Here is a 24961-nt window from a genome sequence, read left to right as displayed (position 1 = left end):
TTCGAGAGGGGCCACACCGTGTCGGTGTGGCCCCTCTCGGCGTTAGGAAGCGAATTACATCGATGTAATTTTACTTTAATCTGCGATTCGTCGGCGTGGCGAATGGAAATTACAACGTTGTAGTTACTCACGAACCCTTCCCAGGGTGCCGTTACTGGTGTGAAAGTTGAGGCCTTGTGTGACTCTTCCCCGCACACCTGGAGCGTTCCATGTACCCCCAGAAGTTCGTTGCCGGCTGCCAGCAGGTGCTGGTCCTCGGTGCCGTCTGCGCCGTCCTCGTGCCGGCGGCCAACGTCGTCTCGCTGGACATCGTCCGCGAGGCGCCGCAGTCGTCGTCCACCTCGGCGTCATCGACCCCGACGTCGACTCCTGAGTCGACCCCGGCGACCTCGGTCGTCCCCGTCGGGACGGTGGACGCGGACGTGCGCCAGGTGGCCCTGACCGCGCCGGCGGACGGCGTCCGCCCGACGCTCGTCGGTCGGGGATCGCACGACGCGACCAGCGCGGTCTTCGTGCCGGGCGCCGAGGACGTGGCCGCGACCCAGATCGCCGACACCACGACCGGGACCACGACCATCGTCTCCGACCCGCAGCCGGTGACCGGCTTCGGCACGGTCGGCGTGACCTGGGAGCACGGCGAGGACCTCTCCGAGGACGAGATCTCGCTGCAGATCCGCACCCAGACCGACGGCACCTGGGGCGCCTGGCAGGAGCTCGCCTACCACGACGAGCACGGACCGGACGCCGGCACCGCCGAGGCCGCCGAGGCGCGTCCCGGCAGCGACGAGGCCCTCGTCGGCCACGTCGACCAGGTCCAGGTCAAGGCCGAGGTCGCCGCGGACGCGGTGCCCGAGGACATGACGATGAGCGTCATCGACCCGGGCAAGGCCACCTCGACGCAGGCCGAGGCGCCGGACATCGACACCAGCGAGGTCGCTCCGACCGCGAACCTGGACGATCAGGGCAGCGAGACCGAGACCGGCGCCCAGCTCGTCGGCGCCGAGACCGGCCAGATCAACCTCGCCGCCGGCGCGGTCACGAAGCCGGCCATCTACAGCCGCGCCCAGTGGGGTGCCAACGAGAAGCTGCGCGAGCAGTCGGCGCCGTCGTACGGGACGATCCACGGCGCCTTCGTGCACCACACGGTCAACGCGAACGACTACACCGCCGCCGAGGTGCCCGGCATCCTGCGCAGCATCTACGCCTACCACGTGAAGTCGAAGGGCTGGCGCGACATCGGCTACAACTTCCTGGTCGACAAGTTCGGTCGGATCTGGGAGGGCCGGTACGGCGGCGTGGACCGTCCCGTCGTCGGTGCCCACACCGAGAACTACAACGACGACTCGTTCGCGATGAGTGCGATCGGGAACTACGACATCGCCCAGCCCTCGCAGGAGATCGTCGGCGCCTTCGCCAAGCTCTTCGCCTGGAAGCTGTCCCTGCACGGGGTCTCCGCGGCGGCCACCAGCGCGACGATCCAGGGCAAGAAGTTCGCCAGCCCGATCATGGGTCACCGCGACACCAAGTCGACCGCCTGCCCCGGGAAGTACCTCTACGCCCGGATCCCCGACATCCGCCGTGCCGCGGCGTCCCTGCAGAAGGGATGGGCCTTCGCCGCCCGCGACGCCAACCTGGTCGGCTCGGCGCAGCCCGACATCATCGCCCGCCGCGCCAGCGACGGCCGCGGCGTCATTATTCCGACCACCGGCGCGTCCGGCTTCCGCGGCAGCGTGCTGTCCAACGGCGGCAAGAGCTCGTTCCTGCTCTCGCCCGACCTGACCGGCGACGGTCGCGCCGACGTCGTGGCCTGGAACGCGAAGGGGGATCTCGCGATCCGGCCCGGCACCGCCCAGGGCGCGTTCGGCAAGGCGGTCCTGCGGACCACCCGCGCCAAGGGCCGCAACCTGGTCGTCGCCCTCGGCGACGTCACCGGCGACAAGCGCAACGACCTCGCGGTCCGCTCGACCAAGACCGGGCGCCTGACCCTGCTGGTCGGCTCGGGCACGGGCCGCTTCACCACCCGCGCGATCACCCTCGGCAGCTTCGCCGGATTCAACTGGATCAGCGGGGGAGACGTCGACGGTGACGGCCGCGCCGACATCCTCGGCCGTGACACCCGCGGCGGCCTGTCCTGGTGGGCCGGGAACGGGACCGGCTCGTTCAGCGCCCGCCGCAGCCTCGGCGCCGGCTTCCAGAGCGCCTCCTCGCTCGCCGCCGCCGACTTCAACGGCGACGGCCGCACCGACCTGATCGTCCGCTCGGCGAGCAACAAGAACGGCTACGTCCGGCTCGGGACCGGGACCGGCTTCTCCGGCAACCTCGGCCCGTACTCCGGGTTCAAGAAGGTCGGCGCCATCCTCGGTGCCACCCAGGTCGTCGGAGGCGCCAGCCCCGAGGTGCTCACCCGGGTCGGCGGTCGGATCAGCCTGCTGCTCAAGAAGGACGGCACCGACCTCGGCCTGCCGGTCACGACGAACCTCGACCTGCGCACGGCGAACCTGGTGCTCAACGCCGGCGACTGGAACGGCGACCACCGCGGTGACGTGATCTACCGGGCCACGTCGGGAGTCCTCTACCTCGCCCTCGGCAACGGTGCCGGCACGTTCGCCGGGGCCTACAGCCTGGGCAACTTCGGTGGCTTCAGCCTGATCGCCGCCGTCGGCGACATGACCGGCGACGGACTGCCCGACCTGATGGCGCAGAACTCCTCGGGGATGCGGATCTTCCCCGGCAACGGCCGGACCGGGGTCGCGGCGTCGTACCCGATGTACGGCCGGATCGCCGGCACCGCCCAGATCGCCGGCGGGACGTGGGACGCCGACAAGGCTCCCGACGTGCTGATCCGCAACGGCGACGCGTTGGTGCTCTACCGCGGCAACGGACCCGGCGGCCTGGCCAGCCCGCGGACCGTCTCGACCGGGATGAACACCTACGACTGGGTGATCGGGATCGGCGCCCTCGCCGGCACCGGCCACTCCGACCTGGTGGTGCGGACCAAGACCGGCGTGCTCTACGCCCTGGCCGGCCAGACGGACGGATCGATGGGCAAGCGCCGCGTCCTCGGCTACGGCTTCGGGGGATACGACCTGGCCGGATAGGAGAACACGATCACTCGAAGCGCTCCGTCACCCGCTCGTCGGCCGCAATGGCCTCGAGCCGGGCAGGAGTCGCCCGAGTGACCAGGACCAGTGAGCCGCCGCTGAGCAGCGGCTCGGTCAAGCTGGCGAATCCCGGTGGGGAAGCCGGGTTCGCCACCGTGAGGACACGACGGTTCGTCGCGTCCTGGGGGCGGCCGTTCGGTGGGGAAGCCGCGGCCGCCCCCCACACGTCCTGCTGGGCCACGCTCCGGCCGTCGACCTCGATCGCCGGGTCGGTCGGAGCCGCCGGGTCCCAGGGCGTGAACGCATCGGGCTGGCCCCAGATCTCCACGCCGACGTCGTGCACCCCCGCGGGCAGGGGATCGGCGAACCGCACGCCGAGCGGGCGCAGCGAGCAGGCCAGCACGGGTCGCGTCGCCGCACGGGGTGCCCAGGTGTCCAGACCATCGGGACCGGTCACGACCACGTCGGCACTGTCGTCGGTGACCAGGACGAGTCCGCAGTGCCAGGCTGCACCGAGGAAGACGGTGCCCAGCCAGTGCGGCGGCAGGTCGATCCGGATCCGTTGCCCCTTCTCCAGGCCGAGCTCGTCGGCCAGCAGCGAGCTCGCCTTGGCGATCCAGTTCGCCCAGGTGATCAGGGACAGCTCGACGCGCTCTCCGGTGCTCTCGTCGTAGTACGTCAGGAACGGCTGGCTCGCGTCGCCGCGCAGTCGGGCCGCGAGCACGGTGGAGAAGGTGGTCACGGACACATCATCGTTCATCCGGCACGCTGCTGCTCCGGCCCGGCCATGGCCTACCCTCAACGGCATGATCGGGAAGCTGAACATCGAGCACTTCTACGCCGTGATCCCCGCAGGTGGTGCCGGTACCCGGTTGTGGCCGCTCTCGCGCCAGACGGCGCCGAAGTTCCTCCGCGACCTCACCGGGAGCGGCCGTTCCCTGCTGCAGGAGACCTTCGACCGGCTCGAGCCCCTGGTCGACGACCGCTTCCTCGTCGTCACCGGGCACGCGCACGCCGATGCGGTCCTCGAGCAGCTCCCGCAGCTGGCCGGGCGGATCCTCGCCGAGCCGAGCCCGCGCGACTCCATGGCGGCGATCGGCTGGGCCGCCGCCGTCCTCGAGCAGCGTGATCCCGAGGCGATCATGGGCTCCTTCGCGGCCGACCACGTGATCACCCGGGCCAAGAAGTTCACCGAGGCGGTGCACCAGGCCGTCGAGGTCGCCAGCGACGGCTGGCTGGTCACGATCGGGATCCAGCCGACCTTCCCCTCGGCCGCGTACGGCTACATCCACGCGAGCGCACCGCTGGACGGGCACCCCGGCGCCAGCCGGGTCGACGAGTTCGTGGAGAAGCCCTCGGTCGAGGTCGCCCAGGGCTACCTGGACCACGGCGGCTACAAGTGGAACGCGGGCATGTTCGTCGTCCGACCCGGCGTGCTGCTCGACCTGCTCGCCGCCGAGGATCCGGAGTTCGTGGAGAAGCTGCGCACGATCGCGGCCAAGCCCGACCTGGTGGCCGAGGTCTGGCCCTCGCTGCCGAAGGAGCCGCTGGACACGGCCGTGGCCGAGCCGGCGGCCGCCGCCGGGAGGGTCGCCACCGTGAACGCGCACTTCGGCTGGGACGACGTCGGGGACTTCGACTCCCTGGCCGCCCTCCTCGACGCCGCCCTGACCGTGGACAACGAGGGCCCCACGGTGCTCGGTGACGTCGCCCTGGTGCGCTCGATCGACTCCAGCGGCCTGGTGGTGCCCAACAGCGGCCGAACCATCGCGGTGGTCGGGATGGAGGACGTGGTCGTGGTCGACACCGACGACGCGGTCCTGGTCACCACCCGGGCCCACGCGCAGCAGGTGAAGCAGATGGTCGTCGCGCTCCAGAAAACGGGAAAGCCGGACCTCATCTGAGGTCCGGCTCTCCGCTGGACGTGACGACGGAGGCGTCACATGGCGTTGGGCTCGGGGCTGTCCAGGTAGGGGTACTCGGTCATGAACTTCTTCAGGGCCTCGCCGGAGGTGCCGGCGCAGTACTGGAAGGCGCCGACCTGCTTGGTGGTGTCGGTCTGACCCGCGCCGCCCGCCGACCAGTGCGTGATCGCCAGGTGCTGGCCCTTGGGGAACACCTGTCCACCGGCGTGCTCGGTGTCGGTCTGGGTGATCTCCGACGGCAGCTTGTCCTCGTCCGTGTACCACGGGACGACCTTGAACTTGTAGCGGAAGTTCTTGTCGCCGGGGAACTTGTTGGCGATCGCCCGCAGCTCCGCGATCTGGTCGGCGTCGGCGTTGATCGTCTCGTCGTACCAGACGATCGTGTAGCCGTGCTCCAGGTTGTGCACCAGGGCCTCGAGCTGCGGACGCTCGTCCCAGGCGTAGAACTTCTTCTCCATCGCGACCGGGGCGACGCCGGCCTCGTTCCAGTGCGGACCGAACGCGGGCGGCGCGGTCGTGTACGTCACGACGGTGCCGGTCGCCACGTGCTGCTGGTTGCCGTCGGCGGGCTTGGTGGTGATCGCCTGGCAGGTCGACGCCGGAGCGCCGATCGAGGAGAGGTCGACGTCGTTGAACTTCCGCTCGTCCCACCAGTCCTTGACCGGCTGGTAGGCGGCAGCCACCACGATCAGGACGGCGACGACGATCAGCGGAACGATGATCGTCAGGCCGCGCCGACGGTCACTGCTGGCCTGCTTCTTGCGGATGTCGTCGATGACCGCCCGACGGTTGTTCTGGGCGGCGGTCTTCTTAGCCACGTGGATCGTCCTCGGTGATGACTCGGTGGTGCTCTGGCGTCAGGTCGCGGCAGAGTCTACGGAGTGGCCGGTCGCAGCGTGGAACTCTCGTCGAGTTCCCAGCCGAACGCGAACGCCAACGCCGCCACTCCGGCCCGGTTCTCGGGCCCGATCGGAACGGTCAGACGGACCACGTCGTCAGCGACCGTCGCGGCGAGGTCGAGGGCGGTCGCCAGGGCCGCGACGAGCTCCTCAGCCTCGGCCGGCGCCCCGAACGGGGTGCGGTCGCCCGGCTCGCCCCGCAGGGCCCGTACGACGGCCTCGCGGGCGCCCCAGCCGAAGAGGTCGGTGCCGTCGTCCCGGATCAGGATCCCGGCCCCTGAGCCGTGCTCGCCGACCGGGAGGACCAGGTCCTCGCGTCCACTGATCACGGCGAACGGTCGGCCGCGCAGCTTGCCCTGGGCGAGCTCGGCGGCGCCGGCGAGCTCATCGGCCACGGCCGGGGCGGTCACGATCAGCGGGTTGCCGTAGGCGTCGGTCCGGCCGGCGAACTCCTCCAGCACGGTCAGTCCCGCGGCGCCGATGGCGATGTCGGTCTGGCCGGCCCGCCAGGCACGACCGGCGGTGTCGGTGATCACGACCGCCACGTTGGTGCCGGTGCGGGCGTGCAGGGTCTCCCGCACCCGGGCCGCGGTGGCGTCAGGATCGCGGGGGAGCAGCAGCACCCGGCCCGCCTCGACGTTCGAGGCGTCGATGCCGGCCGCAGCCATGGTGAGCCCGAGGTGGTTGCGCACGATCCGGGTCTGGCCGCGGGAGGCGACCGGTCGGACCGTCTCCTCGTCGAGCACGTCGTCGCGGGTGCCGAGACGCATCTGCCCCTCGGCCTTGCTGACCACCTTGCTCGTGATCAGGACGACGTCACCGTCGTGCAGCAGCCGGCCGGTGGTGCCGAGGGTGAGCAGGAAGATCTCGCCGACGTCGTCGCCCTCGCGGATCTCGCCGACCCCGGTCGGCGCCCAGACCTGCAGCATCAGGCGTCCCGGCCGGTGATGACGCCGCCCGGGGCGACCAGGTCGATCGCGGCGGCCGCCATCGCGGCGGTCGCGTCCAGGTCGCGCATGAACAACGGCACCGCGGCGGCGTTCAGCCCGGCCGCGGCGAAGCGGGGGAGCAGACCGGCGTCAGCGGTGTCGACCAGCCAGCCGTCCAGGATGCCCGTGTCGGTGCTGCGCGATCCGTAGTGCAGGCCGACGCCGGCCGCGCTGACCTCGATGTCCTGGCTGGTCAGCATCTGCTCGGCCATCCCGTGCACGTGGTGGCCGCCGATGATCGGGGAGAGGCCGACGACGCGGGCCGTGGTGGTGCGCAACGCCTCGCGGACGCCGGCCACGCCGAGGATGGTGCCGACCGAGACGATCGGGTTCGAGGGCGGGACGACGACCAGGTCGGAGTCCCGGATCGCCTCGAGCACCCCCGGGGCCGGGGTGGCCTCGTCCAGGCCGACGAAGACGAGGGACTCGGCCGGGACCGCCGCGCGCAGCCGGACCCAGTACTCCTGGAAGTGGATGGCCCGTCGACCGCTGGGCGACTCGGGGTCGGCGATGACGACGTGGGTCTCGGTGCGGTCGTCGCTCATCGGGACCAGCCGGACCGCGTCGCCGTACCGCGGGGTGAGCCAGCGCGAGGACAGCGCGCTGGTGACGGCCGAGAGCGGGAAGCCGCTCTCCAGCATCTGGGTGCGGACCAGGTGGGTGGCGGCGTCGCGATCCCCGAACCCGAACCAGGTCGAGTCGACGCCGTACGCCGCCAGCTCGGCGTTGAGGTTCCAGGACTCGTCACGCCGGCCCCAGCCGCGGTCGGTGTCGATGCCGTCGCCGAGGGTGTACATCACGGTGTCGAGATCGGGACAGATCTTCAGGCCGTGCAGCCAGAGGTCGTCGCTGGTGTTGGCGATCACCGTGACCGTCGCGTCGGGGGAGACGCCGGGGAGGGATCCGGCCGCGATGCCGTGCAGGAGACCCTGCAGGAAGCGGGCGCCACCGACGCCTCCGGAGAGCACGGTGATGGTGGAGATGGGGTGCTGAGTGCTGGCCACCGGCACATCCTCCCCTGTGTCGGAAGGCGACGGACGACGGGGTTTGCTGTCAGAACCAGCCTTGTACCAGAATCACCTCTTGACTTGGCGGAACGACAGGCATGTAATTCCTGCAGTGTTGTTTTCCTCAATTACCCAGCTCCTTCACCGATGAAGGGGGCTGCAGACGGGTTCAACAAGCAGGGTCGAAAGGGCGAATGAACCATGCGAGAGCTGTTTCTCCTCGGGCCTGACGCCGATGAAGGCAACTGGACCGAGCGGGCACTGTGTGCCCAGACGGATCCGGAAGCGTTCTTCCCGGAAAAGGGTGGATCCACCCGGGAGGCGAAGAAGGTGTGCCAGACCTGCGAGGTGCGCGATGACTGCCTCGAGTCGGCGTTGATGAACGACGAGCGTTTCGGTATCTGGGGCGGGCTCTCAGAGCGCGAGCGCCGCAAGCTGAAGAAGCGGGCGGTCTGACGACTCGGCCCCCTTCCCGATGAGTCGGTAGGCTCATCGGCTGTGTCTGTTGCGCTGATCCTCGTTGCGCACGACGGCGCCCGTTGGCTGCCGACCGTGATCGACGGGATCGGCGCACAGTCGCTTCGACCCGACCAGGTGGTCGCGGTCGACACCGGCTCCCTCGACGGCAGCGCGGACCTGCTGCGGGACGCCTTCGGTGCGGTCCAGGTCCTCGGATCCTCGACCACCTTCCCCGACGCCCTCGGTCACGGGCTCTCCCACCTCGACGACGACGTCGACTGGATCTGGATCCTGCACGACGACTCCACTCCCGACCCGGCCGCTCTGGAGATCCTGGTCCAGGCGACCGCCGAGTTCCCCGAGGCCTCGATCCTCGGCCCGAAGCTCCGCGAGTGGCCCTCCCTGCGGCGCCTGCTCGAGGTCGGCATCACGATGTCGGGCACCGGGCGGCGGGAGACGGGCCTGGAGCGAGGCGAGTACGACCAGGGCCAGCACGACGAGATCAGGCCCGTCCTGGCGGTCAACACCGCCGGCATGCTGGTGCGCCGCTCGGCCCTGGAGGCCCTCGACGGGCTCGACCCCCAGCTGCCGCTGTTCGGCAACGACCTCGACTTCGGCTGGCGCGCCGCCCGCGCCGGCCTCACCACGCTGATCGTCCCGCCGGCGGTGGTCTTCCACGCCGAGGCGGCCCATCGCGGGATCCGGCGGACCGCGCTGACCGGGCGGCACACCCACTACCAGGAGCGTCGCGCCGCGCTCTACACCGTGCTGGCCAACGGCAAGGCTTGGACGCTGCCCTTCCAGTTCGTCCGGATGCTGCTCGGCTCCCTGCTCCGGGTCATCGGGCTGCTGCTCACCCGGCAGGTCGGCCAGGCGCTCGACGAGCTCGCCGCTCTGGGGTCGGTCTACGCCCGCCCGGGCACCATCCACCAGGCCCGGAGCCGTCGGCGGGCCCTGGACGCCGCGCCGCCCGGCCACGTCCGGACCCTGCTGGCCCCGTGGTGGTTGCCCTACCGCCACGGACTCGACTTCGTCACCGACGTCGCCTCGGCCGTCACCACGTCGGCCTCCGACCTGGCCGAACGCCGTCGGCTGGCCGCGGCCGCGGCCGATCCCGCCTCGTTCGCGGCCCGGGAGCGGGCCTCGTCGTCCGGCCAGGACGGTGACGACGACGAGGACGCGATGCTGCGTGACTCCGGACTCGTGGTCCGGTTCCTGACCAACCCGATCGCGGTGCTGCTCGCCCTGGCGGTGCTCGCGCTGCTGATCGCCACCCGGGTGGCGTGGGGGAGCGTCGCCGGCGGCGGGCTGTCGCCGTCGCCGAGCAGCATCGGATCCTGGTGGAGCCTCAGCCTCTCCTCGTGGCACGAGATCGGGCAGGGCACCGCCGTGCCGGCGCCGCCGTACGTGCTCTTCCTCGCCCTGCTCGGAACCGTCGTGGGGGGACACGCCGGCACCGCCGTCAGCCTGGTGCTGATCGTGGCGCCGCTGCTCGCACTGTGGGGTGCGTGGCGGTTGCTGCGGGTGGTCGGCCGGTTGCTCTCGATCTCCGGTGCCTCCCGTTGGCTGGTGCTCTGGGGTTCGCTGGTCTGGGCGCTGGTGCCGCTCGTCGCCGGTGCCTGGTCGGACGGTCGGCTCGGCCCGGTGGTGGCCGCCGCCCTCCTGCCGTGGCTGGTGCACGCGGCCCTCGGCTTCGCCGACCCGGACGCCGATCGCCGCTGGCGCGCCGGTTGGCGGACCGGGCTGCTGCTGACCGCGATCGTCGCCTTCACCCCGACCGCGTGGTGGCTCGCGCTGCTGGTCGCCGTGATCTGCGTCGTCGTCGCCCTCGTCCTGCTGCGACTCCACCCCGGCCGCACCCTCTGGGGGCCGCCCGCGATCGCGCTGGCCGTGCCCGTCGTGGTGCTGGCGCCGTGGTGGGTGGCGGCGTTGCGGCACGGTGCCGGCGTGGGGCTGTGGCTCGACGCCGGCCGCCCGCCCGCCCACGCCGTCGCGGGCTGGGACCTCGCGCTGGGGCGGATCACCGATCTCGGTGCACCGTGGTGGGCCGGCCTCGTGCTGCCGGTCCTCGCCCTGGTCGCCCTGGTCCCGGCGCGGACCCGGATCCCGGTGCTCGCCTGCTGGCTGATCGCGGTGCCGACCGCGGTCGTGGCCTGGCTGCTCTCCCAGGTCACGCTGCACTTCGGAGCCCAGGAGGCTCCGGTCGGCACCGGCTTCCTGCTCGTCCTGCTCCAGGGGATCGCCCTCCTCGCTGCCGTCATCGGCGCCCAGGGAGCGACCACCGGGCGCCGCTCGGTGCCGCGCCCGCTCGCGGCCCTGGTCGTGGCGGTGGCCCTGGTCCCGCTCGGCGTCGGCCTGGCCTGGTCGATCGCCGACGGCGAGGGTGCCCTGGGCGACACCGTGGAATCGGTCATCCCCGCCTACATGCTCGAGGACTCCGCCTCCGACCCGGCCCACGGCATCCTCGTCCTGCGCGGATCCGTCGCCGACGGCGTGCGCTACGAGGTCGTCCGCGGTGAGGGGATCACCGTCGGGCAGGACGAGGTCCTGGCGCTGAGCGAGCCGCCGAGCGCCTTCACCGACCTCGTCACCGCCTTCATCTCCCAGCCCACCGACACCACCGTCGGCGACCTGGCCGACCAGGGCATCCAGTACGTCGTCGCTCCGGCCCCCGCGGACGGCACCGTCGCCGCGACCATCGATGCGACCGGGGGCCTGTCCCAGGCCAGCACCGGGTCGCGGGACACCCGGGCCTGGCGGATCGACGCGACCCCGTCCGCGGCCGCCCTCGACGGCCCCACCGACTGGTTCCGGTGGCTGCTCGTCCTGATCCAGCTCGCCGGGCTGATCGTGGTCCCGGTGCTCGCCGCACCGAGCTGGAGGCGTGAACGATGAGGAACCGGATCGACCTCACCGTCGTCCTGGCGGTGCTCTTCCCCCTGGTGGTGGCGCTCGTCCTCGCCCTGACGCACCCCGAGCCCGCCCGGATCGTCGCCACGCCGCCGACCGCGGTACCCCTGACCGCGGCCGAGCTCACCTGCCCCGGCCGGCTCGCCAGCAGCACCGACCGTGCGGTCCTGTCGGTCGGATCCTTCGCCGGCGAGGGCGCCACCGGCGAGGCGATCGTCACCACCGGGAGCGACACCGGGACCGAGACCGACACGTTCGGGCTCACCGACACCGAGGTGGCCCGGGAGACCGCACCCCCGACGGCCAGCGTGGTCTCCAGCAGCGGTGCGACCGCGCCCGGGCTGGCGGCGATCACCTCCACCACCACCCCGCTGAGCGTCGCCACCTGCTCCGCGCCGCTCGACAGCCTCTGGTTCACCGGCGTCGGGGCGGGCCCGACGCAGGACTCCGTCCTCGAGCTGACCAACCCCAACGGGGGTGCGGCCGTCGCCGACATCGAGGTCCTGGGTGACAGCGGCCCCCTCGACGTGCCCGACCTGCGAGGGGTCGCGGTCGCCGGCGGCGGCAGCGTCCAGCTCGACCTCGGTCAGATCATCCCGAGCACCGCGACCCTGGGCCTGCACGTCACCGTCGTCCGCGGCCAGCTCGGCGCCGCGGTCCGTGACCGGGGCGAACGCCTCACCGGCGGTACGGCGACGGAGGACTGGCTCACCCCGCAGGCGACCCCGTCCACGGACAACCTGCTCCTGGGTCTGCAGCCGGGCTCCGGGCGGCACACGCTCGCGATCGCGAACCCCACCGACGACGAGGTCACCGCGACGGTCAAGCTGCTCACCGACACGGCGAGCTTCGCCCCGGGCGGCCTGGAGCCGATCGTGGTCGAGCCGCACTCGGTCGCCCGCACGATCCTCGACGACCTGATCACCGGGCCCGGTGCGCAGGGCGCCGTCGGACTGGAGATCACCTCGACCGCCCCCGTCGCCGCCTCGCTGCGCTCGGTGGTCGACGGCGACCTCTCCTTCCTGGTGCCCGGACCGGTCGTCACCGACGACACCGCGGCGGTGCTGCCCGCCGCCAGCGGCCGCCTCGTCCTCGCCGGCGCGACCGCCGTCGGGGTCGCCACCGTGACGTCGCGCAACGCGAGCGGGACCGTGCTCGACACGACGAGGGTCGAGCTCGGCCCCGACCGGGCTGCGACCACGGAGCTCCCCGCCCGCACCGCCTCGGTGCAGGTGGTGCCCGAACGGACCACCGTCCAGGGTGCGGTGCTGCTCACCGGGGACCACGGTGCGGCCGTCATCACGCTCCGCGACCTGCAGCGCACCGGCGCCGTACCGTCGGTGGTCTTCGGTCCCTGAGGTCAGTCCCGCTCGTAGCGGGAGTCGATCACGCCGGGTTCGACGTTGAGCAGCTCGGCGACCTGCTCGACCACGATGGTGAGCAGCATCGCCTCCAGCTCGGCGCGGGTCTCGCAGCGGTGCTCGATCGGGCGCCGGAAGAGCACGATCCGGGTGGGGCTGCCGCCGCTGCCGCGCACCAGCGAGGAGAGCGGCACCTGGTCGACCGACCAGTCGTCGGGCAGGTGCGGGGTGTCCTCGACCGCGTACTCGACCAGGCCGAGCCGGGTCGACCAGCGCTGATCGATCTCGGCGATGATGCCGAGCGCGAGGTCGTCGAACCGCATCCGCGCGGTGCGCAGCTCCGGCACGCCCGGGGTCCGGGGAAGGACGCCGGGTCCCCGCTGCCCCCGGCCACGACGGTCACGCCGCGACACCGGGCGAGGGGGTCCGGGGGAGTAGCTGAACTGCACATCCGCGAGCCTAGCCAGGAAGTCGCCGATCGCCGGGTAACGTCACCCGACGTGGGAGAGCGAGTGATGACCGGCATGATCGCGCGGCGATGCTCGCGGACCGCGTGCACCCGCCCGGCCGTGATGACGCTGACCTACGTCTACGCCGACCAGACCGCGGTCCTCGGGCCGCTGGCCATCCACGCCGAGCCGCACGCCTACGACCTCTGCGCCGAGCACTCCGAGCGGCTCTCCGCCCCCCGCGGGTGGGAGGTCCTCCGCCTGGCGGCGACCCCGTCGGAGCCCGAGCCCAGCTACGACGACCTGCTCGCGCTGGCCGACGCCGTCCGCGAGGCGGGCCGGGTGATGCCCGCGCCGGCGCCCGAACCGGAGCCCGGCGTGCGTGAGTCGCGTCGCCTGGGCCACCTCCGGGTCCTCACCTCCGACTGAGCCGGCCCCGCTCGGCCCGATAGGGTCGTCCTCATGGCCACCCCCGAATCCGGCAGCGCCCCCGTGATCGATCCTGCCGTCGTCAACGCCGTCTTCAAGGCGTACGACGTCCGGGGCACCGTCCCGGACCAGATCGATGAGCACCTCGCCCGTGCGACCGGCGCCGCCTTCGTCACCGTCCTCGGCGCCGACCGGATCGTGATCGGCCACGACATGCGGCCCTCCTCGCCCACGCTGGCGCAGGCCTACGCGGAGGGTGCGACCTCGGCCGGCGCGGACGTCGTGATGATCGGGCTGTGCTCCACCGACGGGCTCTACTTCGCCTCCGGGCACCTCGGCATCCCCGGTGTCATGTTCACCGCCAGCCACAACCCCGCCCAGTACAACGGGATCAAGCAGTGCCGCGCCTTCGCGGCCCCGGTCGGGATGGAGTCCGGCCTCGCCGAGATCCGCGACCTGGTCCTCGCCGGCTCGATCCCAGCCGTTGAGAAGCAGGGCACGATCTCCGAGACCGACGTGCTCGAGGCCTACGTCGACCACCTCCTCGGCCTGGCCCCGATCGGTGAGCGCCCGCTCAAGGTCGTCGCCGACGCCGGCAACGGGATGGCCGGCTTCACCGCCCCCGCGGTGTTCGCGAAGCTGCCGAACATCGAGCTCACCGAGATGTACTTCGAGCTCGACGGCTCCTTCCCGAACCACGAGGCCAACCCGATCGAGGCTGAGAACCTGCGCGACCTGCAGGCCAAGGTCCGCGAGACCGGCGCCGACATCGGGCTCGCCTTCGACGGCGACGCCGACCGCTGCTTCCTCGTCGACGAGCGCGGCGAGCCGGTCTCGCCGAGCACGTTGACCGCGCTGATCGCCGCCCGCGAGCTGGGCAAGGACCCCGGTGCGTCGGTGGTGCACAACCTGATCACCTCCCGGGCCGTCCCGGAGATCGTCACCGAGCTGGGTGGCACCCCGGTCCGGACCCGGGTGGGGCACTCCTTCATCAAGGCCGTGATGGCCGAGACCGACGCGATCTTCGGCGGGGAGCACTCCGGACACTTCTACTTCCGGGACTTCTGGCGCGCCGACTCCGGGATGCTGGCCGCGCTGCACGCCCTGGCCGCCCTGAGCGAGACCGACCGGACGCTGAGCGAGCTGCTGGCGCCGTACGAGCGTTATCCGCTGTCCGGGGAGATCAACTCGACCGTGGCCGACTCGGGCGCCGTGATCGGCGCGATCCGGGCCGCCTACGCCGACCGCGACGGGGTCACCCTCGACGAGCTCGACGGCCTCACCGTCTCGCACGCCGACTGGTCCTTCAACGTCCGCGCCTCCAACACCGAACCGCTGCTCCGGCTCAACGTCGAGGGCAAGGACGATGCGACGATGGCGGCTGTCCGCGACGAAGCCCTCGCCATCATCACCGGCTGACACCACGAGGAGTACCCATGACCACGCTCGGACTCGACCCCGCCCTGCTCGAGATCATCATCTGCCCGAACTGCCACGGCGACCTCGCCCCGACCGCGTCGTCCGAGGGGACGGAGGCGGGCGGTGAGCTGGTCTGCCAGGGCGAGTGCCACTACGCCTACCCGGTCACCGACGGCATCGCCGTGCTGCTGGTCGACGAGGCCCGCAAGCCGGCCTGACCCGGCATACCGACGGGGCCGACGAGCCGCATGGGCGCGTACTTCGACGAGGGGCGGCTCGATGACGCCGCCGTGTTGGCCACCGCCGACCTGCGGCTGCGCGGGTTGGCCGAGTCCGGCGCCCGGATCCGCACGGAGTCGCGGGGGATCCTCGACGCCGCAGCCTCGGTGCCCCGGATGGAGGGTCGCCCCCGCGCGATCGTCGCCGCCGGACCCGACTCCCGGCTCCTGCGATCGGTGCTCGAGCCGACCTGCCCGGTCCCGTTGGTCGCCTGGCCCACCGCCGGGCTGCCGGGCTGGGCCGGCGCGCTCGACCTCGTCGTCGTGCTGGCGCCCGACGGCGGCGACGCCGCGACCGTGACCGCGGTCGCCGAGGCCCGCCGCCGCGGCTGCCAGGTCCTCATCGCCGCCCCGGCAGCCTCGGTGCTCGCGGAGTACACCGACGGTCCGGACGCGGGACTGCTCCCGGTCAGCACCCGCGACCCGTTGGCCGTCGCCGTCGGCGTCCTGGCCGTCCTCGCCGACCTCGGGCTCGGCCCCGAGATCGACATCGACCAGATCGCCGGCGTGCTCGACGACGTCGCCGTCGAGTGCTCGCCGCACCGCGAGCTCACCACCAACCCGGGCAAGCTGCTCGCGCTCAGCATCGGCGAGGCGACCCCCGTCCTGTGGGGCGGATCGATGATGGCCTCGCGGGCCGCACGCCGGGTCGCCGAGTCGTTCCGTCGCGCCAGCGGGCGAGCCTCCTTCGCCGGTGACCTCGACCAGGTCAGCCCCGTGCTCGAAGCGGCCCGGGTGGCCTCGATCTTCGACGACCCGATCGACGACCCGGTGGCGGCGCCTCCGGTCCTGGTCCTGGTCGACGCCGGGTCGGACGACGGTCTGGTCCAGGTCCAGCGCCGCACGCTCACCACCCTGGCCGACGAGCGCAACCTGCGGACCGAGGTGCTGCACGCCGATCGGGGTGGCGACGTCGCCCGGTACGCCCACCTCGTCCTCGCCGGGACCTACGCCGCGGAGTACCTCCGTCTCGGCCTCGTCGCCGACTGAGGAACCTCCACGGGGGATCCTCAGCCGATCGGAGTGCTGACCACAGCCGCGGTGGGTACTCCTGAGGGATGAGCTCATCGCGTGATCCCTGGCTGGACAACGCCAAGATGGCCCTCGTCACCCTCGTGGTGGTCGGGCACTCGTGGACGCTGCTGCCCGCGAACACGCTGGACGAGCACCTCTACGACTTCCTCTACGCCTGGCACGTCCCCGCCTTCGTCTTCGTCACCGGGTACCTGTCGCGCTCCTTCGACTACTCCCCGGCCCGGATGTGGCTCCTGGTCCGCACGGTGGCGATCCCGTTCGTCGCCTTCGAGGCGGCACTCGCGCTCTTCCGGATCTACGTCGGCGGTGAACGGCTGGCCGACCTCTGGCTCGATCCGCACTGGCCGATGTGGTACCTGTCCGCGCTGTTCCTGTGGCGCTTGCTCACGCCACTGTTCCGGCCGTTGGCGGCCCGGGTCGCCGTGGCCGCCGCGCTCGCTGCGAGCCTGCTGCTGGGCGCCGTGACGCCGTCGGTCCTCGACCTGTCCCGGGTGGTCGGGTTGCTGCCGTTCTTCGTGCTCGGCCTCTGCGCCACCCCCGAGCGGCTCGCCCGCCTGCGGGCCCCGCGTGTCCGGTTGCTCGCGGTGCCCGCGCTGGCGCTGGTCTGGTGGTTGACGTCCTTCACCGACTCGGTCGCTCGCACCGAGTGGTTCTACTACCGGTCGAGCTACGCCGACCTCGGGGCCGACCTCGCCGGCGGGGTCCTCGTGCGGGCTTGCGTCATCGCGATCGGGATCCTGGGCGGGGCGGCGTTCCTGGCCCTCGTCCCGACGATCGGCGGCTGGTTCACCCGGCTCGGGGCGATGACCCTGGTCGTCTACCTGTGCCACGGCTTCGCCGTCCTCGGGGCCCGGTACGCCGGCTACGAGGCCTTCACCGCGGCCCACCCCGGACCGGCACTGGTGCTGACCACCACGGCCGCGGTCTGCCTGGCCCTCGCCCTGGCGTCGCGGCCGGTGGCCGGAGTCCTCCAGCACCTGGTCGACCCGTTCGGCTACGCCTGGGGGAGGGTCGTCGTCGCAGCCCGGCTGGCGGCGGTGGCGTCGACACCAACCGATAGGGACACGATGGACTCCGACCGCGCTCCGGAGCCGGTGGGGGCCGATCGCTAGGGTTCGGGCATGAGTGCGGGACTGTTCGGGCTTCTGGATGACGTGGCTGCCATCGCGAAGCTGGCGGCCGCCTCGCTCGACGACGTCGGAGCCGCTGCCGGCAAGGCGACCACCAAGACGGTCGGCGTGGTGATCGACGACACCGCCGTCTCGCCGCAGTACGTCGCCGGGCTCGCGCCCGAGCGCGAGCTGCCGATCGTGGCGCGGATCGCGATGGGGTCGATCCGCAACAAGCTGATCGTGATCATCCCGATCGCCCTGCTGCTCTCCCAGTTCGCGCCCGGGGTCATCCCCGTCGTCCTGATCTGCGGAGGCCTGTACCTCTGCTTCGAGGGCGCGGAGAAGGTCGTGGAGTACGTCCACGGCGGCAGCCACCACGACGTGCCGGTCACGGCGACCGGCGGTCCGGAGGAGAAGCAGCTGGTCGCCGGCGCGATCCGGACCGACCTGATCCTGTCCACCGAGATCATGGTGATCGCGCTCAACGAGGTCGCCGAGGAGTCCTTCTGGACCCGTCTGACTGTGCTGGTCGTGGTCGCGTTCCTGATCACGGTCGGCGTCTACGGCGTGGTGGCCGCGATCGTGAAGATGGACGACGTCGGCCTCCACCTCGCCGCCCGCCGGGGTGCCTTCGTGCGGCGGTTCGGCCGCGGCCTGGTCCGGGCGATGCCCGCCCTGCTGGCGGCGCTGTCGGTGATCGGCACGATCGCGATGATCTGGGTCGGTGGCCACCTCATCCTCAACAGCAGCCACGAGCTCGGTCTGGCCCAGCCCTACGGCTGGGTGCACGACCTCGAGCACGCCATCCACGAGCACGTCCACGGCGTCGGTGCGGTGCTGGGCTGGCTGGCCAACACCGCGATCTCGTTCGTGGTGGGGCTGGTCATCGGTCTGGTCATCGTCGGCATCGTGCACCTCGTCCCGAAGCGATCGTCCGAGAATGAGGCGGAGCAGGGGAGCCATCGGTAGCCTGAGGTCACGTGCTGCGCGGGAGATCCCGACAGAGCGCAGATGCGCCGCAGTCGAACGTCAGAGATGACACCTCAGACATGAAGGAAACATTCATGGACTACAAGGTTGCTGACCTTTCCCTGGCGGCGTTCGGCCGCAAGGAGCTCAAGCTCGCCGAGCACGAGATGCCGGGCCTGATGGCGCTGCGTGAGCGCTACGGCGTCTCGAAGCCGCTGGCCGGAGCCCGGATCGCCGGTTCGCTCCACATGACCGTCCAGACCGCCGTCCTGATCGAGACGCTGACCGCGCTCGGCGCCGACGTCCGCTGGGCCTCGTGCAACATCTTCTCCACCCAGGACCACGCTGCGGCCGCGGTCGTCGTCGGTGTCGACGGCACCGTCGAGAACCCGCAGGGCACCCCCGTCTTCGCCTGGAAGGGCGAGACGCTGGCGGAGTACTGGGACCTCGCCGAGCAGGTCTTCGACTTCACCGACGAGAACGGCCAGCCGGTCGGCCCGAACATCCTGCTCGACGACGGTGGCGACATCACCCTGCTCGTGCACAAGGGCGTCGAGTTCGAGAAGGCCGGTTCCGTGCCCGGACCGGAGACCACCGACAACCACGAGTTCAAGGAGGTCCTGCGGGTCCTCGGACGTTCCCTGGAGAACAACCCGACCCGCTGGACGAACATCGCCAACGACATCAAGGGCGTCTCCGAGGAGACCACCACCGGCGTGCTGCGGCTCTACGACCGGTTCAAGGAGGGCTCGCTCCTCTTCCCGGCGATCAACGTCAACGACTCCGTCACGAAGTCGAAGTTCGACAACAAGTACGGCACCCGCCACTCCGCCATCGACGGCATCAACCGCGGCACCGACATCCTGATCGGCGGCAAGGTCGCGGTCGTGTGCGGGTACGGCGACGTCGGCAAGGGCACCGCGGAGGCGCTCCGTGGCCAGGGCGCCCGGGTCATCGTCACCGAGATCGACCCGATCAACGCGCTCCAGGCGGCGATGGACGGCTACGCCGTCAAGCAGCTCGAGTCCGTGGTCGGCGAGGGCGACATCTTCATCACCACGACCGGAAACTTCAACATCATCCGGGTCGAGCACTTCGAGCAGATGAAGCACAACGCCCTGGTCGGCAACATCGGCCACTTCGACAACGAGATCGACATGGCCGGCCTCGCCGCCGTGCCCGGCATCGTCAAGGAGAACATCAAGCCGCAGGTCGACACCTGGACCTTCCCCGACGGCAAGTCGGTGATCGTGCTCTCCGAGGGTCGGCTCTACAACCTCGGCAACGCGACCGGCCACCCGTCGTTCGTGATGTCGAACTCCTTCACCAACCAGGTGCTGGCCCAGATCGAGCTCTTCACCAAGACCGAGGAGTACCCGATCGGTGTCTTCGTGCTGCCGAAGATCCTCGACGAGGAGGTCGCCCGGCTGCACCTCGACGCCCTCGGTGTCGAGCTGACGGTGCTCTCCGACGAGCAGGCCGCCTACCTCGGCGTCCCGATCGAGGGCCCGTACAAGGCGGATCACTACCGTTACTGATCGATTTTCAACGGAATCGCCGCTCGGCCACTCGGCCGGGCGGCGTTTTTCGTTGAGCGGTCAATTCAGTAATTCTCAGGATGTCGAAGGACAATAGGGGTATGACCAGCACTTCTGAGCCGCGCGGACGGATCCTCGTCGTCGACGACGACGCCTCCCTGGCCGAGATGCTGGCGATCGTGCTGCGCCAGGAGGGGTTCGACTCCGAGATCACCGGGCGCGGCGACGACGCCGTCGACCTGTTCCGTCGCTACCGCCCCGACCTGGTGCTGCTCGACCTGATGCTCCCCGGTCTGGACGGGATCGAGGTCTGCAAGCAGATCCGGGCCGAGTCCGGTGTCCCGATCGTGATGCTCACCGCCAAGGGCGACACCGTCGACGTCGTGGTCGGCCTCGAGTCGGGTGCCGACGACTACGTGGTCAAGCCGTTCAAGCCCAAGGAGCTGATCGCCCGGATCCGCGCCCGGATGCGGCGGTTCGACCCGGTCAGCACCGAGGCGCTCCAGATCGGCGACCTCACCATCGACGTCGCCGGGCACGCGGTCTCCCGGGCCGGCGAACCGATCAACCTGACCCCGCTCGAGTTCGACCTGCTCGTCTCGCTGGCCCGCAAGCCGTGGCAGGTCTTCAGCCGCGAGGTGCTGCTGGAGCAGGTCTGGGGCTACCGGCACGCCGCCGACACCCGGCTGGTCAACGTGCACGTCCAACGTCTGCGCGCCAAGGTCGAGCACGACCCGGAGAACCCCGAGATCGTCCTCACCGTCCGTGGAGTCGGTTACAAGGCCGGTCCGCAGTAGCGATGCGCCGCGTCTGGCGCCGGTACTGGCGACGTTCGCTCCGAGCCCGGGTGGTGATCTCCACCGTCGTGCTCACCCTGCTGGCCACCTCGGTCGTGGGGTGGTTCCTGCTGTCGAACGTGCGCGAGGGGATGCTCGACCACCGGGTCAACGCCGCGATCGTCGAAGCCTCCACCGAGGTCGAGGACGCCCAGGACCGGCTCTCGGCCGCCTCCACCGTGGACCTCGACGCCTCCGGCCAGCAGCGGGACCTGGTCGAGCCGATCATCCAGCGAGGTTCGACCCGCGGGTTCGACGTCGTGATGGCCGGCCCCCTGCTCGAGGGCGCGGGCCGGATCGCCGAAGGCGGCGCCGAGTTCTCCCCGGGGCTGGACACCAGCAGCGTCCCGACCGCCCTGGAGGACCGCTTCATCCGCGGTTCGGCCACCTCGGCCTGGACCTACACCACCATCCGCAGCGTCAACGCCGCCGACGAGGTCACCTCCGTGCCCGGCGTGGTGATCGGCTCGGTGATCGAGCTCCCCGCCGACGGCCAGCGCTACGTCCTGTACTTCCTCTACCCGCTCAGCGACGAGGCCGAGACGCTGGGGCTGGTCAAGCGCGCCCTGTTCGCCGCCGGAGGCCTGCTGCTGCTCCTGATGGTCGGCACCGCCTGGCTGGTCGCCCGGCAGGTGGTCAGCCCGGTCGGACTCGCCCGACGCGTCGCCGAGCGGATCACCGCCGGTCAGCTGCACGAGCGGCTCCCGGTGCACGGCGAGGACGACCTCGGCCGGTTGGCGTTCTCGTTCAACCAGATGGCCGACGTGCTGCAACGCCAGATCCGGCAGCTCGAGGACCTCTCCCGGCTCCAGCGGCGCTTCACCTCCGACGTCTCCCACGAGCTGCGCACGCCGCTGACCACGGTCCGGATGGCCGGCGACATGCTGTACGACGGCCGGGAGGACTTCGACCCGGCGACGGCGCGTGCCGCCGAGCTGCTGCAGACCGAGCTCGACCGGTTCGAACGGCTCCTGACCGACCTGCTCGAGATCAGCCGGATCGACGCCGGGGTGGCGGTCCTCGATCACGAGGACATCGACCTGGTCGAGGTGGTCCGACGGGTCGTCGATGCCGCCCGTCCACTGGCCGAGCAGCGCGGACTCGGCGTCCGGATCGACGCCCCGGACGTGCCGTGCCGGGCCGAGGCCGACGTCCGGCGGGTCGAGCGGATCCTGCGCAACCTGGTGACCAACGCGATCGACCACGCCGCCCCGCCGGGTGCCCGCCCCGGCGCCGACGTCGTCGTCACGATCGCCTCGGACCCCGGCGCCACCGCGGTCACCGTCCGGGACTTCGGTGTCGGCCTGGCCGCGGGGGAGTCGGCGATGGTGTTCAACCGGTTCTGGCGGGCCGACCCGGCCCGGGCCAGGACCAGCGGCGGCACCGGTCTCGGGCTGGCGATCGCGCTCGAGGACGCCACCCTGCACGGCGGCTGGCTCCAGGCCTGGGGCGAGCCCGGCCGCGGGGCCAACTTCCGGCTCACCCTGCCCCGCCGCCACGGCGGCGTGCTGCGGCACAGCCCGCTCCCGCTCGCCCCTGCCGACCTCAAGGAGGTCACGTCGTGACCCGCACGGCCCGTCCTGCCCGCCCCGGCCGTCTGATCGCGCTCGCGATCGTGGCCACGGTGGCCGTCGCGACCCTGGTGTCGGGGTGCATGGGCGTTCCGACCGCGGGCCCGATCGTTCCCGTCGGTCCGGGAGACCCGTCGGCGACCACGCCGGGCATCGCGATCGACCCGCGCCCCCCGCGCGAGGGAATGGCCCCCGGCGAGATCGTGGACGGGTTCCTCGAGGCGATGCTCGCTGCGCCCTCGCAGACCGCGACCGCCCGGAAGTTCCTCACCCCCGAGGCCAAGCAGGGCTGGAAGCCGGACACGGAGATCCTCGTCTACTCCGGCCGCGACCAGCCGGTCGCGAGCGGGAACCACGTCACCGTGAACCTCGGACCGACCTGGCGGGTCGACGGGCGGGGCGTGTGGCGCGGCGCGGTCAGCACGTCCGAGCGCTCGTTGGACTTCTCGATGGTGCGCGACGGCGACGAGTGGCGCATCGCCGAGGTGCCCGACGCCCTCCTCGTCCCGGACTGGTGGTTCGAGGGCCGCTACAGCCAGATGTCGCTCTACTACTTCAACACCAGCGAAACGATGCTCGTCCCCGAGCCGATCTTCGTCCCGCGGGGCAACCAGCTGGCCACCGTCCTGGTGCGCAACCTCGTGCTCGGCCCGAGCCACGACCTGGTCGGGATCTCGCACTCCGTGATCCCCGCCGACGTCGGCGACGGCCTGTCGGTGCCGATCGACGACGACGGGGTGGCCGAGATCGAGCTGACCGGCGACCCCGGCCAGGCGCCGCTGACCAGCGACCAGATCAGCCTGATGACCGCCCAGATCGCCTGGACCCTGCGTCAGGATCCGGACATCACCACCGTCCGGCTGTCCATCGGTGGCGCGCCGGTGATCCAGCCCAACGGGCGCAGCGACTTCGACGTCGCCGACGCCGGACCCCAGTTCGATCCCGCCGGCTACCAGTCCACCCCGATGGTCTTCGGGCTGAGCGAGGGTCGTGTGGTCGCGGGGACGCTCCCGTCGCTCAACGCCACCCCCGGCCCGCTCGGTCGGAGCGCGCGGGGTGTCCGCAGCATCGGGGTCGACCTGCGCGGTCAGCAGGTCGCCGCCGTCACGTCGAGCGGGCACACGCTCCTGCTCGGTTCGATGAGTGACGCGGAGGGCGAGACCCAGACGCTGGTGCGCAACGCCGTCGACCTGCTCGAACCGCGATGGGACGGCGAGGGTCGACTCTGGCTGCTCGACCGGCGACGCCGGGGAGCCGAGGTCAGCGTCGTCGTCGACGGCGATCGCCGCACCGTCGACATCCCCGGCATCACCCGGGCCGACGTCCGCCGGTTCCTGGTCTCCCGGGACGGCACCCGGATCCTGGCCGTCGTCCGCGAGGACGGGGTCGACCGGGTCGTCGCCGTCCGGGTCGGGAGCGACGCCTCCGGGACCCCGGTCGTCGCCGGCACCGCCCAGACGATCACCCCCGACCTCGGCCGGATCGACGACATCGGGTGGGCCAGCCCGACCACGGTCACGGTGCTGCACGGTCTCGCCGAGGCGGCGCGGGTCACCACGCTCGCCGTCGACGGCGCCGGGGCCGCGCTCCAGCCCGGCGGCACCCTGGTCGGGGAGCCGCTCTCGGCGCTGGTCACCTCACCCGCCGCCGGCCAACCGGCCTACGGCGTCGAGGGCACCACCCTGCTGAGCCTCTCCGCGGTCGGGCGCGACCAGGTGCTCTCCGCGCCGATCGCGTCCCTCACCTACGCCGGCTGAACCGACTGTCCCCAGCGCGCGCGACGCCGCCGGCGCCCAGTGACCGGATCGGTTCAGGCTGGACCGGTGACCGACCTGCGTGATGCCGTCCTCGACCTCCTGCTCGGGTCGCGGTGCGTGGGCTGCCAGCGACCCGGGCGACCGTGGTGCGACGCCTGCGAGGCCGGCTCGCCGGTGGTCCCGACGCCCAGCTGGCCGACGCCGACGCCGCCGGGCCTGGTGCCGCCGGTCGCCACGGGGGAGTACGCCGCCGGGCTGCGTGCCCTGGTCGTCGCGTTCAAGGAGCACGGTGTCCGGGGCGTGGAGGAACCGCTCGGCCGCCGCCTCGCCGCCTCGGTCGCCGCTCACGGGATCGACGACGCCCTCGTGCTGGTGCCGGTGCCGTCGCGCAGCGCGAGCGTGCGCTCCCGCGGCCTCGACACCACCGCGGTGCTCGCCCGGCACGCCGCCCGCCTGCTGGGCCGCTGCGGAGCCGACGTCAGCGTCTGGCCGGGTCTGCGGCTGCACCGGGTGGTCCGGGACCAGGCCGGGCTCGGGGCCGCGGCCCGGGCGGACAACCTGCACGGCTCGATGGCCACGTCCACGCCGGCGCTGCGTCGCCTCGCCCGCCACCGTACGGCGGCCCGGATCGTGATCTGCGACGACGTGCTCACCACCGGAGCCACCGCTCGAGCGGCCCAACGAGCGCTGTCCGACGTCGGGTTGCAGGTGGCCGGGATCGCGGTCGTCGCGGCCACCCGGCGAAGGTTTTCCTCTCCCGGGGTTGGCTCGCCTTGACCGGGGGTCTACCGTCTCTTCATGGAGTCCGTTCGGGTCCGTGATTGCGTCGCACTGACGCCCGGTCACCGAGCGTCAGCGCGACAAGCCGATGCCAGTCGCAGGCAAAACGGTCCACGTAACCCACGCGAGTGGGGAGC

General features: G+C 71.6%; 21 protein-coding genes. 16 read left to right on the top strand and 5 right to left on the bottom strand.

Annotated features, from left to right (window positions below; genetic code table 11):
* Nucleotides 1–209 precede the first annotated feature (209 nt).
* The gene (locus ACZ5J1_RS11925; protein WP_464559025.1) at nucleotides 210–3098 is read left to right on the top strand and encodes an FG-GAP-like repeat-containing protein; all 2889 of its coding nucleotides are present in this window, start codon (nucleotides 210–212) and stop codon (nucleotides 3096–3098) included.
* Between the two features lie 10 nt (nucleotides 3099–3108).
* On the opposite strand, the gene ACZ5J1_RS11920 is transcribed toward ACZ5J1_RS11925, so the two are convergent.
* The gene (locus ACZ5J1_RS11920) at nucleotides 3109–3843 is read right to left on the bottom strand and encodes a TIGR03089 family protein (RefSeq protein ID WP_464559023.1); all 735 of its coding nucleotides are present in this window, start codon (nucleotides 3841–3843) and stop codon (nucleotides 3109–3111) included.
* Between the two features lie 64 nt (nucleotides 3844–3907).
* Here ACZ5J1_RS11920 and ACZ5J1_RS11915 point away from each other — a divergent pair, with 64 nt between their 5' ends.
* On the top strand, nucleotides 3908–5005 hold the full coding sequence (locus ACZ5J1_RS11915; RefSeq protein ID WP_464559021.1) for a mannose-1-phosphate guanylyltransferase: 1098 nt from the start codon (nucleotides 3908–3910) through the stop codon (nucleotides 5003–5005).
* Nucleotides 5006–5040: 35 nt separating this feature from the next.
* Here ACZ5J1_RS11915 and ACZ5J1_RS11910 read toward each other — a convergent pair whose 3' ends face one another.
* Genes ACZ5J1_RS11910 through cofD form a run of 3 tightly spaced genes read right to left on the bottom strand, consistent with a single transcriptional unit; the run spans nucleotide 5041 to nucleotide 7918 of the window.
* Nucleotides 5041–5844: a DUF3105 domain-containing protein gene (locus ACZ5J1_RS11910; protein ID WP_464559019.1), complete on the bottom strand. Its 804-nt coding sequence runs from the start codon at nucleotides 5842–5844 to the stop codon at nucleotides 5041–5043.
* 56 nt (nucleotides 5845–5900) lie between these two features.
* Complete coding sequence (locus tag ACZ5J1_RS11905) at nucleotides 5901–6854, bottom strand: coenzyme F420-0:L-glutamate ligase (RefSeq protein ID WP_464559017.1); 954 nt, start codon at nucleotides 6852–6854, stop codon at nucleotides 5901–5903.
* The gene (gene cofD / locus ACZ5J1_RS11900) at nucleotides 6854–7918 is read right to left on the bottom strand and encodes a 2-phospho-L-lactate transferase (RefSeq protein ID WP_464559015.1); all 1065 of its coding nucleotides are present in this window, start codon (nucleotides 7916–7918) and stop codon (nucleotides 6854–6856) included. The genes ACZ5J1_RS11905 and cofD overlap by 1 nt, the downstream gene beginning before the upstream one ends.
* 204 nt (nucleotides 7919–8122) lie before the next feature.
* On the opposite strand from cofD, the gene ACZ5J1_RS11895 reads away from it, so the two are divergent.
* Genes ACZ5J1_RS11895 through ACZ5J1_RS11885 form a run of 3 tightly spaced genes read left to right on the top strand, consistent with a single transcriptional unit; the run spans nucleotide 8123 to nucleotide 12648 of the window.
* Nucleotides 8123–8377: a WhiB family transcriptional regulator gene (locus ACZ5J1_RS11895; protein WP_464559013.1), complete on the top strand. Its 255-nt coding sequence runs from the start codon at nucleotides 8123–8125 to the stop codon at nucleotides 8375–8377.
* 42 nt (nucleotides 8378–8419) lie between these two features.
* Entirely contained in the window at nucleotides 8420–11275 is a 2856-nt protein-coding gene (locus ACZ5J1_RS11890) for a glycosyltransferase family 2 protein (protein ID WP_464559011.1), read from the top strand.
* Nucleotides 11272–12648 carry a DUF5719 family protein gene (locus ACZ5J1_RS11885; protein WP_464559009.1) on the top strand — a complete coding sequence of 459 codons (1377 nt, stop codon included), beginning with the start codon at nucleotides 11272–11274 and terminating at the stop codon, nucleotides 12646–12648. Before ACZ5J1_RS11890 ends, ACZ5J1_RS11885 begins: the two co-directional genes overlap by 4 nt.
* A 2-nt stretch (nucleotides 12649–12650) precedes the next feature.
* On the opposite strand, the gene ACZ5J1_RS11880 is transcribed toward ACZ5J1_RS11885, so the two are convergent.
* The gene (locus ACZ5J1_RS11880; RefSeq protein WP_464559007.1) at nucleotides 12651–13064 is read right to left on the bottom strand and encodes a metallopeptidase family protein; all 414 of its coding nucleotides are present in this window, start codon (nucleotides 13062–13064) and stop codon (nucleotides 12651–12653) included.
* A 111-nt stretch (nucleotides 13065–13175) separates the two neighbouring features.
* Here ACZ5J1_RS11880 and ACZ5J1_RS11875 point away from each other — a divergent pair, with 111 nt between their 5' ends.
* The 11 genes from ACZ5J1_RS11875 to ACZ5J1_RS11825 all read left to right on the top strand — a co-directional run bounded on the left by ACZ5J1_RS11875 (nucleotide 13176) and on the right by ACZ5J1_RS11825 (nucleotide 24821).
* The gene (locus ACZ5J1_RS11875) at nucleotides 13176–13529 is read left to right on the top strand and encodes a DUF3499 domain-containing protein (RefSeq protein WP_464564786.1); all 354 of its coding nucleotides are present in this window, start codon (nucleotides 13176–13178) and stop codon (nucleotides 13527–13529) included.
* A gap of 33 nt (nucleotides 13530–13562) precedes the next feature.
* Nucleotides 13563–14948 carry a phosphomannomutase/phosphoglucomutase gene (locus ACZ5J1_RS11870; RefSeq protein WP_464559005.1) on the top strand — a complete coding sequence of 462 codons (1386 nt, stop codon included), beginning with the start codon at nucleotides 13563–13565 and terminating at the stop codon, nucleotides 14946–14948.
* A 17-nt stretch (nucleotides 14949–14965) separates the two neighbouring features.
* A complete protein-coding gene (locus ACZ5J1_RS11865) occupies nucleotides 14966–15166 on the top strand; it encodes a Trm112 family protein (protein ID WP_464559003.1) in 201 nt (66 codons plus the stop codon).
* A gap of 30 nt (nucleotides 15167–15196) precedes the next feature.
* Nucleotides 15197–16216: an SIS domain-containing protein gene (locus tag ACZ5J1_RS11860; RefSeq protein ID WP_464559001.1), complete on the top strand. Its 1020-nt coding sequence runs from the start codon at nucleotides 15197–15199 to the stop codon at nucleotides 16214–16216.
* A gap of 68 nt (nucleotides 16217–16284) precedes the next feature.
* Nucleotides 16285–17373 carry an acyltransferase family protein gene (locus tag ACZ5J1_RS11855; protein ID WP_464558999.1) on the top strand — a complete coding sequence of 363 codons (1089 nt, stop codon included), beginning with the start codon at nucleotides 16285–16287 and terminating at the stop codon, nucleotides 17371–17373.
* Between the two features lie 9 nt (nucleotides 17374–17382).
* On the top strand, nucleotides 17383–18342 hold the full coding sequence (locus ACZ5J1_RS11850; protein ID WP_464558997.1) for a DUF808 domain-containing protein: 960 nt from the start codon (nucleotides 17383–17385) through the stop codon (nucleotides 18340–18342).
* A 95-nt stretch (nucleotides 18343–18437) separates the two neighbouring features.
* A complete protein-coding gene (gene ahcY / locus ACZ5J1_RS11845; protein WP_464558995.1) occupies nucleotides 18438–19880 on the top strand; it encodes an adenosylhomocysteinase in 1443 nt (480 codons plus the stop codon).
* A 101-nt stretch (nucleotides 19881–19981) separates the two neighbouring features.
* Nucleotides 19982–20677, top strand: a complete 696-nt coding sequence (mtrA, locus tag ACZ5J1_RS11840; RefSeq protein WP_464558993.1) for an MtrAB system response regulator MtrA — start codon at nucleotides 19982–19984, stop codon at nucleotides 20675–20677.
* A 2-nt stretch (nucleotides 20678–20679) separates the two neighbouring features.
* Nucleotides 20680–22281 (top strand): MtrAB system histidine kinase MtrB, encoded by a 1602-nt coding sequence (gene mtrB, locus ACZ5J1_RS11835; protein WP_464558991.1) that lies wholly within the window; start codon nucleotides 20680–20682, stop codon nucleotides 22279–22281.
* Nucleotides 22278–24044 carry an LpqB family beta-propeller domain-containing protein gene (locus tag ACZ5J1_RS11830; protein ID WP_464558989.1) on the top strand — a complete coding sequence of 589 codons (1767 nt, stop codon included), beginning with the start codon at nucleotides 22278–22280 and terminating at the stop codon, nucleotides 24042–24044. The genes mtrB and ACZ5J1_RS11830 overlap by 4 nt, the downstream gene beginning before the upstream one ends.
* Before the next feature lie 66 nt (nucleotides 24045–24110).
* Nucleotides 24111–24821, top strand: a complete 711-nt coding sequence (locus tag ACZ5J1_RS11825; protein ID WP_464558987.1) for a ComF family protein — start codon at nucleotides 24111–24113, stop codon at nucleotides 24819–24821.
* The last annotated feature ends 140 nt before the right edge of the window (nucleotides 24822–24961 follow it).

It is taken from the genome of Nocardioides sp. JCM 18999 (assembly GCF_055391175.1).
The sequence above is the reverse complement of the archived record's forward strand: the minus strand, read 5'-3'. Positions and strand labels throughout refer to the sequence as shown.

What these genes read in the sequence shown, in the direction of transcription:
- ACZ5J1_RS11905 (WP_464559017.1), bottom strand. Translation starts at nt 6,854, where the DNA reads ATGCTGCAGGTCTGGGCGCCGACCGGGGTCGGCGAGATCCGCGAGGGC.
- ACZ5J1_RS11895 (WP_464559013.1), top strand. Translation starts at nt 8,123, where the DNA reads ATGCGAGAGCTGTTTCTCCTCGGGCCTGACGCCGATGAAGGCAACTGG.
- mtrA (WP_464558993.1), top strand. Translation starts at nt 19,982, where the DNA reads ATGACCAGCACTTCTGAGCCGCGCGGACGGATCCTCGTCGTCGACGAC.
- ACZ5J1_RS11915 (WP_464559021.1), top strand. Translation starts at nt 3,908, where the DNA reads ATGATCGGGAAGCTGAACATCGAGCACTTCTACGCCGTGATCCCCGCA.
- ACZ5J1_RS11870 (WP_464559005.1), top strand. Translation starts at nt 13,563, where the DNA reads ATGGCCACCCCCGAATCCGGCAGCGCCCCCGTGATCGATCCTGCCGTC.
- ACZ5J1_RS11850 (WP_464558997.1), top strand. Translation starts at nt 17,383, where the DNA reads ATGAGTGCGGGACTGTTCGGGCTTCTGGATGACGTGGCTGCCATCGCG.
- ACZ5J1_RS11865 (WP_464559003.1), top strand. Translation starts at nt 14,966, where the DNA reads ATGACCACGCTCGGACTCGACCCCGCCCTGCTCGAGATCATCATCTGC.
- ACZ5J1_RS11885 (WP_464559009.1), top strand. Translation starts at nt 11,272, where the DNA reads ATGAGGAACCGGATCGACCTCACCGTCGTCCTGGCGGTGCTCTTCCCC.
- mtrB (WP_464558991.1), top strand. Translation starts at nt 20,680, where the DNA reads ATGCGCCGCGTCTGGCGCCGGTACTGGCGACGTTCGCTCCGAGCCCGG.
- ACZ5J1_RS11875 (WP_464564786.1), top strand. Translation starts at nt 13,176, where the DNA reads ATGATCGCGCGGCGATGCTCGCGGACCGCGTGCACCCGCCCGGCCGTG.
- ACZ5J1_RS11925 (WP_464559025.1), top strand. Translation starts at nt 210, where the DNA reads ATGTACCCCCAGAAGTTCGTTGCCGGCTGCCAGCAGGTGCTGGTCCTC.
- ACZ5J1_RS11855 (WP_464558999.1), top strand. Translation starts at nt 16,285, where the DNA reads ATGAGCTCATCGCGTGATCCCTGGCTGGACAACGCCAAGATGGCCCTC.
- ahcY (WP_464558995.1), top strand. Translation starts at nt 18,438, where the DNA reads ATGGACTACAAGGTTGCTGACCTTTCCCTGGCGGCGTTCGGCCGCAAG.
- ACZ5J1_RS11860 (WP_464559001.1), top strand. Translation starts at nt 15,197, where the DNA reads ATGGGCGCGTACTTCGACGAGGGGCGGCTCGATGACGCCGCCGTGTTG.